Source organism: Mycolicibacterium vinylchloridicum (assembly GCF_013404075.1).
GTDB lineage: Bacteria > Actinomycetota > Actinomycetes > Mycobacteriales > Mycobacteriaceae > Mycobacterium > Mycobacterium vinylchloridicum.
On record NZ_JACBJQ010000001.1, the window covers coordinates 377,449 to 388,241 of the forward strand.

At 66.2% G+C, this 10,793-nt stretch carries 10 protein-coding genes and 1 pseudogene; 2 read left to right on the forward strand and 9 right to left on the reverse strand.

From position 1 onward, the window contains the following. Positions 1 to 11: 11 nt before the first annotated feature. The 3 genes from HPC46_RS01875 to HPC46_RS01885 all read right to left on the reverse strand — a co-directional run bounded on the left by HPC46_RS01875 (position 12) and on the right by HPC46_RS01885 (position 2,613). A complete protein-coding gene (locus HPC46_RS01875; protein WP_179466501.1) occupies positions 12 to 920 on the reverse strand; it encodes an acyl-ACP desaturase in 909 nt (302 codons plus the stop codon). A gap of 400 nt (positions 921 to 1,320) precedes the next feature. Beyond that, positions 1,321 to 1,830: a hypothetical protein gene (locus HPC46_RS01880; RefSeq protein WP_179466502.1), complete on the reverse strand. Its 510-nt coding sequence runs from the start codon at positions 1,828 to 1,830 to the stop codon at positions 1,321 to 1,323. 366 nt (positions 1,831 to 2,196) lie between these two features. Continuing rightward, positions 2,197 to 2,613, reverse strand: a complete 417-nt coding sequence (locus tag HPC46_RS01885; protein ID WP_325096536.1) for a hypothetical protein — start codon at positions 2,611 to 2,613, stop codon at positions 2,197 to 2,199. Positions 2,614 to 2,781: 168 nt separating this feature from the next. Between HPC46_RS01885 and HPC46_RS01890 the strand changes: the two genes are divergently transcribed. Next, positions 2,782 to 4,074: a pyridoxal phosphate-dependent aminotransferase gene (locus tag HPC46_RS01890; RefSeq protein ID WP_005143074.1), complete on the forward strand. Its 1,293-nt coding sequence runs from the start codon at positions 2,782 to 2,784 to the stop codon at positions 4,072 to 4,074. On the opposite strand, the gene HPC46_RS01895 is transcribed toward HPC46_RS01890, so the two are convergent. After that, the gene (locus HPC46_RS01895) at positions 4,042 to 5,427 is read right to left on the reverse strand and encodes an FAD-dependent oxidoreductase (protein ID WP_179466504.1); all 1,386 of its coding nucleotides are present in this window, start codon (positions 5,425 to 5,427) and stop codon (positions 4,042 to 4,044) included. The two genes, HPC46_RS01890 and HPC46_RS01895, sit on opposite strands and share 33 nt — an antisense overlap. Positions 5,428 to 5,542: 115 nt before the next feature. Between HPC46_RS01895 and HPC46_RS01900 the strand changes: the two genes are divergently transcribed. Beyond that, positions 5,543 to 6,811, forward strand: coding sequence for a YibE/F family protein (locus tag HPC46_RS01900; protein WP_218893530.1), 1,269 nt, complete (start codon positions 5,543 to 5,545; stop codon positions 6,809 to 6,811). Here HPC46_RS01900 and rfbA read toward each other — a convergent pair. The 5 genes and pseudogenes from rfbA to HPC46_RS01925 all read right to left on the reverse strand — a co-directional run. Continuing rightward, on the reverse strand, positions 6,762 to 7,628 hold the full coding sequence (gene rfbA / locus HPC46_RS01905; protein WP_179466506.1) for a glucose-1-phosphate thymidylyltransferase RfbA: 867 nt from the start codon (positions 7,626 to 7,628) through the stop codon (positions 6,762 to 6,764). The two genes, HPC46_RS01900 and rfbA, sit on opposite strands and share 50 nt — an antisense overlap. Positions 7,629 to 7,633: 5 nt before the next feature. After that, positions 7,634 to 7,987 carry a nuclear transport factor 2 family protein gene (locus HPC46_RS01910; protein WP_179466507.1) on the reverse strand — a complete coding sequence of 118 codons (354 nt, stop codon included), beginning with the start codon at positions 7,985 to 7,987 and terminating at the stop codon, positions 7,634 to 7,636. An 18-nt stretch (positions 7,988 to 8,005) separates the two neighbouring features. Further along, positions 8,006 to 8,770, reverse strand: a complete 765-nt coding sequence (locus HPC46_RS01915; RefSeq protein WP_179466508.1) for a maleylpyruvate isomerase family mycothiol-dependent enzyme — start codon at positions 8,768 to 8,770, stop codon at positions 8,006 to 8,008. A gap of 10 nt (positions 8,771 to 8,780) precedes the next feature. After that, complete coding sequence (locus tag HPC46_RS01920) at positions 8,781 to 10,109, reverse strand: UDP-glucose dehydrogenase family protein (RefSeq protein WP_179466509.1); 1,329 nt, start codon at positions 10,107 to 10,109, stop codon at positions 8,781 to 8,783. 84 nt (positions 10,110 to 10,193) lie between these two features. Further along, positions 10,194 to 10,793, reverse strand: a pseudogene (locus HPC46_RS01925) (DUF7159 family protein); the annotation flags it as partial.

A 10,793-nucleotide genomic window follows, 5' to 3' on the forward strand; every position in this document is an offset into this window, starting at 1 on the left:
CAGCTTCGGCGCTACGCCGAAACGCGGCGCTCGGCCTTCTCCTCGTAGTACCGCGCGCGTTCGTCGACCAGGCCCAAGAACCCGATCAGTTCCTCGCGGGCCTTTTCTCCAACTGGGCCAAAGTCGTTGCGGTCGAACACGTTCCAGAAGCGCAGGACCGGCACCAGCACGTCGTCGTGATGGATGCGCAGGTCGTAGATCCCCGCTTTGGCGATGGTGACGGCGTTCTTGGCGAAGTCGGTCAGACCTTGGCCGGGCATTGCGAAATTGATCGCCTCGTCGCGGATGGCCACCATCGCGGCGTCGGGATCGATATCGAGGGCGGCGCCCATCAGGTTGCGGTAGAAGACCATGTGCAGGTTCTCGTCGGCCGCGATGCGGGCCAGCAGCTGGTCGGCGAGCGGGCAACCTGATGCCCGGCCGGTGTTGCGGTGCGAGATGCGGGTGGCCAACTCCTGGAACGATACGTAGGCCAGCACGGCCAACGGCGACTTGTCGCCCGCGTCGTAGCCCGCGACGGTGTGCTCCATCCGAAGGCGTTCCAGCACAACGGGATCGACGCCCCGAGTGACCACCAGATAGTCGCGCAGGGCGATGCTGTGGCGACCTTCCTCCGCGGTCCACTGCCCGACCCAGGTGCCCCATGCGCCGTCGCGGGTGAACCGGGTGGCGATCTCGCGGTGATAGGACGGCAGGTTGTCCTCGGTGAGAAGATTCACCGTCATGGCGACCTTGGCGACGGGATCGAGGGGCGAATCCTCCGGCCGCCAGTCCTCCCCGCCCAGAAATGCGAAATCACGTCCACGGCCCCACGGGACATAGTCGTGCGGGAACCATTCCCGCGCGACCGACAGATGGCGGTCGATGTTCTGCGCGACGACGGGTTCCAATTCATGCAACACAGCCGCTTGTGCGTCCATGGGTAGCCCTCCCGGTAACCTACGGTTCCGTAGGTTACGGTACCGTAGGTTGCCGGGTGCAACAAGAGAGTTGCGGCCAGGTCAGGTCAGCCGACCTTGGTGAGCTGGAACGGCGCCTGCGTGATCTGGCCGCCCGGGCGTCCCAGTATCGCCGCCGACGCCCGGTGTCACGCAGACTCCAGCTGCGTTACCCACTCGTGTCGGAGCCGCACCTACAGCACGCACCCTGCAGTAGCACCTGAACCCCGTCGCGGCGCCTCGGCCGAACGCCGAGGAGTCAATGCCGATGAACTACCGGTTATTGGTCATGGCATTGCAAACAGCATGCGCCAACCACACAAGCGCTAGGTTGCACTCGTTGCGCGAATGTTGAAGGTGCGTTATCAGAGCTCCGGGCTCGCTACTTAACGCCCGGGCACACCCCGGCGACTGGAGCGGCGCTCACCGTAACGGAGATCGCCTGTAAGACGTCGGCGTTGACCTGAGTTCCACTCGCAATCATGCACGACCCCTGCGTGATAGCCAACGCAGTGGTGGTGGCGCGCTTGACGTACCTCGTCTTATCGTTGACGGGAATCGCGGTCGGCGCGCCGGTGGTGTCAGCCACCAAGACAGTCTGACCATTAACTGCGGTCACGGCACCCGACGACGCTTTAGGGTCGCTGGATTGCCAGCACTTTCCGTTCGTCGGGGCGGCACTGATGGTGACGTTTGCGGCAGGCCCTGGCGGTCCGCCAGGCGCGGCGGCCGCGCGCTTGATCGCGACGCAGCTGCCGCTGGTGATGTCACTGAGTTGGCCTGGGGTGTCTTGCAACACCTTGGTCGTAGGCAGGATATCTACCTTGCTGGGGCCAGTCTTCGTCGTCACCGTGACGTTGTTTTGGGCGATCGCGGCGACAGCGCCCTGCACTGTGACTTTTGGAGGCCCAGGCGGTGGCGGAGTCGTTGGGGCTCCCGGCGACGGAGAAGCCTGAGTCTGGTCAGAAGGCGTTGGTGTCGAAGAGGCCCCCGACTGAGAGGGCGTCGATGAACCGCAGGCGGTGAGGCTTAGGATTGCCGCCGTCAGCACGCCGATGACAGCCGAGCGGAGGAGGGGCTGAAAGACACTGGAGTGACCAATCACTCGCCCAGCGTAGCGGCTTATCACATCATCCGATGCGGGTAACGCACCTCACAGCAATGTCACAGTTTCGTTGCTCGCAACTCTGCCCGGAAGCAGCCGGGCACGTCCAGCGCTTCGAGAAATTACATCGAATGTCAAGCCAGAAATTAGCTGTCAGCCGACCTTGGTGAGCTGGAACGGCGCCTGCGTGATCTGGCCGCCCGGGCAGTCGCCGTTGGAGTCCGCGGTGATGGTCCCGGTCATGGTGGCGGCATCGACCGAGTAGGCGATCCGGACTGGGGCGTAGCTGCCGTTGTCACAGACGATCCCGTCAGGCTTGGTGACGGTGAAGTTCCAGCGGCCGTCGGTAAAGGTGGCCACGCTGGTCCAGCCAACGGTGCTGGTCAGGTTGGCGGTGCAGCCGTTGACCGCCACGGGGCAGGTGGACGTCGCGGTCACCACCGCCCCGTCGTCACCACCCTTGACGGCGTAGGTGCCGTTGATCAGTGCTGGATCGGCAGATGCGGAAGCAGCAAAGCTCAGCGCGGCTGCCGTCGCGGCAGCAGTCGTCAACAAGCGTGTGATCTTCACGGTCATCCCTTTGCGCCGTCGGGCCGGTGGTAACGGCTCAAGCTAGCAGTCATTTCACCGCCAACCAGCGCGACTACACAGCAGAGTCACAGTTGTATCCGAGGTGTCCCTCAATCGTGACTTCCGCGCAGCGCAGCAAAGCCACAATCGGTCACGGAGAAAACCCGGTTGCCAAAGAATGGGACAATCATCGGCGTGACTACTCACCAGTTACCGTGGCACGGCACGAGCCAGCATCCTCGTCCGCGCACGTTCACGCAGTCGACCAAGCTGCAGGACGTGCTCTACGAGATCCGCGGGCCGATCCACGAGCACGCCAACCGGCTGGAGAACGAGGGTCACCGCATCCTCAAGCTGAACATCGGCAACCCCGCGCCGTTCGGCTTCGAAGCGCCCGACGTGATCATGCGCGACATGATCGCCGCGTTGCCCGACGCACAGGGCTACTCCGACTCCAAGGGCATCGTCAGCGCCCGCCGCGCGGTCTTCACCCGCTACGAGCTGGTCGAGAACTTCCCCCGCTTCGACATCGACGACGTCTACCTCGGCAACGGTGTCTCCGAGCTCATCACGATGACCCTGCAGGCGTTGCTCGACAACGGCGACCAGGTGCTCATCCCCGCGCCGGACTATCCGCTGTGGACCGCATCGACCGCGCTGGCCGGCGGCACCCCGGTGCACTACCTGTGCGACGAGACCAACGGCTGGATGCCCGACGTCGCCGACCTGGAATCCAAGATCACCGACCGCACCAAGGCGCTCGTGGTGATCAACCCGAACAACCCGACCGGCGCGGTGTACAGCCGCGAAATCCTGCAGCAGATGGTCGAATTGGCGCGCAAGCATCAACTGTTGCTGCTGGCCGACGAGATCTACGACAAGATCCTCTACGACGACGCCAAGCACATCAGCCTGGCTTCGCTGGCGCCGGACCTGCTGACCCTGACGTTCAACGGGCTGTCCAAGGCCTACCGGGTGGCCGGCTATCGCTCGGGCTGGCTGGTCATCACCGGCCCCAAGGAACACGCCAGCAGTTTCATCGAGGGCATCAGCCTGTTGGCCAATATGCGGCTGTGCCCGAATGTGCCTGCGCAACATGCCATTCAGGTCGCGTTGGGTGGACACCAGAGCATCGACGATCTCGTCCTGCCGGGTGGCCGGCTGCTCGAGCAGCGCGACGTCGCCTGGAGCAGGCTCAACGAGATCCCCGGGGTGTCGTGCGTCAAGCCCGCCGGGGCGCTGTATGCGTTCCCGCGGTTGGACCCCGAGGTGCACGACATCCGCGACGACGAGCAGCTGGTGTTGGATCTGCTTCTGCAAGAGAAGATCCTGGTAACCCAGGGCACCGGCTTCAACTGGCCGGCACCTGATCACCTGCGGATCGTCACGCTGCCGTGGTCGCGCGATCTGACCAGGGCGATCGAACGGCTAGGCAACTTTCTGGCCAGCTACCGGCAGTAGCTCATCCCGGCGCCGCCGGCGTAGCTTGGCCGTCGCCAGCCGAAAGATGAACGCCGGGTGCGCAAGCCGCAATGGCGAGTCGAGAAAGTTGTTGACCCGGAAGAATTTCTCGGCGACGACGATGTCGTATGAACACACTCCGAGCACCCAGTCCGAGCACCGGTTCGCCACCCGCGTCGCGATCGAACGCCGCCCCTCGACCTCGGGGAAAGCCAGGTCATTGCCTGCCGCCATTTGCCATGCCACGGCAATCGATTTCGCCGCCTTGCGGAAGTACCGCCGTGGCAGATCGTTTAGGCCGCCTGAGCGTAGACACTCCCGCAGCGCAAGAGCATCCAGCGCCGCGACCGTCATCCCTTGTCCGTAAACAGGATTGAAGCTGCAGATCGCATCCCCGCACACCACGAGGCCGTCCGGGAACCGGCGCAGCTTGTCGTACCGCCGCCACTGGCTGGACGGCATCCGATGGCGCACCACCTCGCCCAGCGGTGTGCCGGCCCGCGCCGCCGCCAACACGTGGGCAGGCGCGTAATCCGCTGCGAAATCCAGCATCCCGGCCAGCTCGCCGGGCGGCTCGTTTCCCAACATCCCCCACACGGTGAACATCCACTGGTCGTTCTCGTAGCTCGACAGGAACAGTCCCCGCGGCCTCCCCGGTGCGGCGCCGATCACGACCATGCGTTCCACGGTTGCCGAGGGTATCCGCATCAGCTGGCTGGCATACGTCGTGCGCACGACGACGTGGTCTTCGACGGGACGTTCGTACCCGGCACCCGCCAAGAACGCAGGGGTCCGTGATCCTCGACCCATCGCGTCGACGATCAGGTCCCCGGTCAACCGCCGCTCGGAATCACCGGCCCGACTCGCCACCAGCACCCCGGCAACCCGCGCCCGATCGGGGGTCGCAATCAGGTCGACGACATCGTGCCCGTCGAGGATCGTCACGTTGGGGACAGCCCGCAGGCGACATCGAACGTGATATTCCAGGAACGGCCTGCTCGACAGGTACATCGGCGCGTCGGTTCGTTGCGCAAACCCCGACCGGGCCAGCACATGGCCACCGAAGGAGATGTAGATCTTGGAGAAATCGCCGTCGTCGAGCGTGACGGCACCGTCGTCGGCGAGTTCCCGCAGGAAACCCGGAAACAGCTCGTCGATGACCTGGCCACCGCGACCGAGCAGGGCATGCACGTGGCGGCCCTGGGGTACGCCGCGCCGATTCAGTGGCCCCTCGGGCGGTACGTCGCGTTCTACCACCGTGACGGTTCGGTAGAACTCGCTGAGCACTCTCGCGGCCAGCAGACCACTCATGCTGGCCCCGAGCACAATCGCATGGTCCCCGACTATGGCCACCGGCTCCTCCTGACGCTCGCTGACGTCAGAATGAGGGCACTTCAGCAGGCGTGGTTGAGTAGCCGACTACCTAACTCTTCAGCCCGTGGCGACTCACACCCGCCAGCCTTCGCCCATGCAACGGCTCTACCCTGTCCGGGTGACGCATTCGCATTCACACACTGGGCCGGCTCCACTGAGCCCACTGGCGGCCCGGATCGTGGTCATCGCACTGGGCGTGATCGCGCTGGCAACCGTCATCGCGGCGGTCCTGCTGTGGCCGAGCGGCTCCAAGGTCGACATTCCGCTGCCGTTCCAGAACGGTGCAGGCGGTGCGGTCACCACCGAGGGCGGGCATGTGACCTCGAGTAGCCTGGCGGACTGCGGCAGCCCGTCGGCCGGCCAGGTGCTCACCGCATCACCGGCCCCCGGCATGTCCGGCAGCGGCACCTGCGTGCAGACCATGGTGGCGATCGACAGCGGACCGAACCAGGGTGCGTCGACGATGCTGGAGTTCTCCCCCGGCCCAGGTCAGCCGAATCTGTCGGCGGGCGACACGATTCGCATCTTCCGACAGGTCGACCAGCAGGGTGCGACCAGCTATGCGTTCTACGATTACGAGCGCACCTGGCCGCTGATCGCACTGGCCGCAGTGTTCGCGATCGTCATTGTGGCAGTGGCGCGTTGGCGTGGACTGCGGGCGCTGGTCGGGATCATCGTGGCCTTCGTGGTGCTGGTTGTCTTCCTGCTCCCGTCGTTGCGCGACGGCTCCCCGGCGGTTCCCGCGGCACTGGTGGCCTCGTCGGTCATCCTCTTTGCCGTCATCTATCTGGCGCACGGTGTCAGTCTGCGTACCAGCGCGGCCCTGCTGGGCACCTTGACCGCAATGCTGTTCGCGGCGGGACTGTCCTGGGCGGCAATCGATCTCGTTCATCTCACCGGCCTGTCCGAAGACCAGAACAACGAGGTCGCCGCGTACATGGGCCACGTGTCGATCCAGGGCCTCCTGCTGGCCGGATTCATCATCGGCTCACTGGGCGTGCTCAACGACGTGACCATCACCCAGGCCTCGGCGGTGTTCGAACTCGCGAACGTCGGACACGGGTCGCGTCGCCAGATCTTCCTGCGCGCCATGCGCATCGGCAGCGATCACATCGCCAGCACGGTGTACACCCTGGTGCTGGCCTATGCGGGCAGCTCGCTGCCGCTGCTGCTGTTGTTCAGTGTGGCCAACCGTTCGCTGTTCGATGTGCTGACCAGTGAGGGCGTGGCCATCGAGATCGCCCGGTCCGCGGTGGGTGGTATCGCGCTGGCCTTGTCGGTACCGCTGACCACCGCGATCGCCGCGGTCTTGGCTACCCCTGGTCCAGCAGCTTCAACAGGTAACCGCCATAGCCTGACTTGACCAGTTCGGCGCCGCAGCGGGCCAGTTGCTCGTCGTCGATGAAACCCATCCGCCAGGCCACCTCTTCCGGGCAGGACACCTTGAGCCCTTGGCGGTATTCGATGGTGCGTACGAAATCGCTTGCATCCAAGAGGGAGTCGAAGGTTCCGGTGTCCAGCCAGGCGCTTCCGCGCGGCAGCACCTCGACCACCAGTCGGCCCTGGTCGAGATAGGTCTGGTTGACTTCGGTGATCTCCAGCTCGCCGCGCGACGAGGGCCGCAGCCCGCGGGCGATCTCGATGACGTCGTTGTCGTAGAAGTACAGCCCCGGCACGGCGTAGTTCGACTTCGGCCGCGCCGGCTTCTCCTCGAGTGACAGCGCGGTGCCGTCGGCGGCGAACTCGATCACACCGTAGGCCGACGGATCGGCGACCCGGTAGGCGAAGATGGCCGCACCCTGGATATTTCGGAACCGGCTTAGGCTGGTGCCGACACCAGGTCCGTAGAAGATGTTGTCGCCCAACACAAGTGCGACGGGACCGGTGCCGATGTGGTCGGCCCCGATCAGGAACGCCTGTGCCAGCCCATCGGGCCGATCCTGGACCGCATAGCTGAGGTTGATGCCCAGGCGCGAGCCGTCACCGAGCAGTCGATGAAAGGCGGGTGCGTCGCGACCGGTGGTGATCACCAGGATGTCTCGGATGCCCGCCATCATGAGCGTGCACAGCGGGTAGTAGATCATCGGCTTGTCGAACACGGGCAGCAGCTGCTTGCTGGGCCCCATCGTGATCGGATACAGCCGCGTGCCTGACCCCCCCGCCAGGATGATTCCGCGCAAGTCGGTCAGGCCTGCAGGTCTTCGTCGGACATGTCGGTGGCCGCCAGCGCCGCGGCCAGGTCGTCGTGACGGAACGCCGAGGTGACGTGATCGTGCACCACTCGGAAGGCTGCCGCCGCGGTACCCGCGGGCCGTCGCTCTTCGACGACGACAACGCCGTCGCGGTAGTAGATCTCGCCGACTTCGACAGGTCCCGCAGAACGCTGCGCCCAGTCCCGCAGCGCGGCATGACCTTGAGCGGCGCCGTCGGCATCGCCGATCTCGATGTCGTCGCTGGACAGCGAGACCAGGGTGTCGAGGTCCGCGGTGCTCAGCGCGTCATGCCAGGCCAGGACGGTGGCGATCTCCGAAGTGCTCATTTCGCTAAAACTACCGGTCTAGAAGGGCGTGCGGGCCAACCAGGTGTCCCAGACTCCCGCGTCGCCGAATACCTCCAGGCCCTCGCCCGCGGCAGTGCTCCGGCGCACGACGGCCAACAGCAGGCTGCGCGCCGGGCCCTTCAGCGCGGTGGTGGCCTTGCCGTGTTCGTGGTCGAGGGCGATGCCGTCGGGACGCCCCAAGATCGTCCACTCGCCGGCCTCGCCGAGGTCGGGCTCGGTGGCGTGCAAGTGCAGCGACTGGCCGTCACCCAGCGGGCGGTCACCGCCGGCGGGACCTTCCTCGTCGGCCTGGATGACCACCCGCTCCAACCACTCGGTGACGGCGTCGGCGGCCACCGCGGGGTCCACCTCGAACGACCGACCCAACGCGATGGCGGCGTCGGCGCGATGGACGACGACCTCGTGCAGGCGGCGCCGGATCCACCAGGTGGCAGGACGCGGGCCCAGGAACGTCCACACCTCGGTGTCGGCGCCGGTCTGCGCGACGGCGTCGATCAGCTTGCGCGGACCGTCGAGCAGCCACTCGATCTCGTTGTCCCGGCCCTCCGGCGGCTTGCCGCCTGCGACCGTGCGCGGATCGATGAACTCCATCGACTGCTCGGCGACGATCTGGGCGCACCACCGGTCGCCGCGCCCGACGTGGCGCATCAATTGTTCGAGCGTCCACTCCGGGCAGGTCGGCACCAGCGTGGAGAGGTCGGCGTCGCGCAGAAGGTCAGCGAATGCGGCGTTTTCAGCGATCAGTGCGGTTGTGAAGTCCACGAAGGAGAACCTACGTCAGAACCGGGCGACCCAAGGCGTAAACGTTCCATCCCGCCGCGGCCCAGCGCGCGAGGTCGAGGCAATTGCGGCCGTCCACAATGACTCTGGTCCGAACGTGCTGCGCCAGTTCCTCCGGGTCGAGGTCGACGAACTCCTGCCATTCGGTGGCCACCAGCACGGCGTCGGCGCGGTCGCAGGCCTCCAGGGCAGAGGTCGAGTAGGTCAGCGTCGGGAAGAGGCGCTGCGAGTTCTCCATCGCCTTGGGGTCGTAGACGTTCACGGTGGCGCCGTTGAGCTGCAACAGCCCGGCGACGTTGAGCGCCGGGGAATCCCGTACGTCGTCGGACTCGGGTTTGAACGCCGCACCGAGCACCGCCACGTTGGCCCCCAGGAGCGAGCCACCGCATGCGGTGGTGGCCAATTCGACCATCCGGGTGCGCCTGCGCATGTTGATGCTGTCGACCTCGCGCAAGAAGGTCAGCGCGTGGTTGGCGCCCAGCTCACCGGCACGGGCCATGAAGGCACGAATGTCTTTGGGCAGGCAGCCGCCGCCGAAACCCAGTCCCGCGTTGAGGAATCGGCGCCCGATGCGCGGGTCGTGACCCAGCGCGTCGGCCAGCATGCGGACGTCCGCGCCGGCGGCCTCGCACACCTCGGAGATGGCGTTGATGAACGAGATCTTGGTGGCCAGAAAGGCATTGGCCGACACCTTGACGAGCTCGGCGGTCTGCAGGTCGGTCAGCAGGAACGGGATGTCCTCGGCCAGCAGCGGGGCGTACATCTCCCGCAGCACCGCCTCGGCGCGGCTCGAATCGGGCTGCACGCCAACGACGATCCGGTCCGGGTGCAGGGTGTCCTGCACGGCGAATCCCTCGCGGAGAAACTCCGGATTCCAGGCGATTTCGACATCCACACCATCACGTGCCAGCGATTTCGCCCGCCGGCCCAGTTCGGCGGCAGTGCCCACCGGAACCGTCGACTTGCCGACGATCACGGCGGGCCTGGTCAACCGGGGCACCAGCTCGTCGATCACGGCGTTGACGTGGCGCAGATCCGCGCCGTATTCGCCCTTTTTCTGCGGGGTTCCGACGCCGAGGAAATGTACATCGGCGAAATCTGCGGCCGCGTCGTAGTCGGTGGTGAACTGCAGACGACCGGCAGAGAGATTGTCCTGCAACATCTTTGCCAGACCGGGCTCGTAGAACGGGATGTCGCCGGAGGACAGTTTGGCGATCTTGCCGGGATCGATATCGATCCCGACCACCTCATGACCCAGCTCGGCCATCCCGGCGGCGTGGGTTGCGCCGAGATAACCGGTGCCAAAGACTGTGCATCGCATACTGCCCTCTATAGGCAGCCACGATGATCTGACCGCATCGCGACACTTAGCGCGAGGCTAACTCCCGGTGAACTCGGACCTCGTTCAGTGCCCCATACCAGGCCAGGGCCACAACGGGCTGCTGCCCGAACTGCCGCCGGAGCTGCGCGATCCGCCGGATCCGCTCGAACGCGAGCCGCCCTCAGACCCTGAGGATCCCGAACCCCCTGAGCTCGAGCTCGAACCGCCCGATCCATAGCCGCCACCGCCGTAGCCGCCGGAACCCGAGCCGTAACCGCCCGAACCGGCGGCCGCGCTAGGGGGACTCTGTGGGACCTCGGTGATGACCGGCGACGACGGCTGTTGCGGGGACTGGGTGGGGTACGACGGCTCTTGCGGCACCGACGGCGTCGACGGTGTCGTGGGCTGGGTGGGCGTCGACGGTTGGGTCGGCGTGGACGGCTGCGTGGGATAGCTCGGCGACGACGGGTACGTCGGGTAGTGCGGAGCCCGCGGCGGCCGGATGAACGGCGGCAGGATCGGCGGCAGGACGATCACCGGCGGCGCGATGATCGGAGCCGGGATCACCGGCGCGACCGGCGCCGGGGCGGGTGGCGGAGCCTCCGGGGCGGGCGCGGGGGCGGCAGGCGCGGGCGCGGCGGGCGCGGGAGCCTGCGGGGCGGGCGTCACGAAGACGGTCCGCGG

Coding starts and splice junctions, on each gene's coding strand:
- HPC46_RS01920 (WP_179466509.1), bottom strand. CDS start 10,109: ATGCGATGCACAGTCTTTGGCACCGGTTATCTCGGCGCAACCCACGCC.
- HPC46_RS01875 (WP_179466501.1), bottom strand. CDS start 920: ATGGACGCACAAGCGGCTGTGTTGCATGAATTGGAACCCGTCGTCGCG.
- HPC46_RS01900 (WP_218893530.1), top strand. CDS start 5,543: ATGCAACGGCTCTACCCTGTCCGGGTGACGCATTCGCATTCACACACT.
- HPC46_RS01910 (WP_179466507.1), bottom strand. CDS start 7,987: ATGAGCACTTCGGAGATCGCCACCGTCCTGGCCTGGCATGACGCGCTG.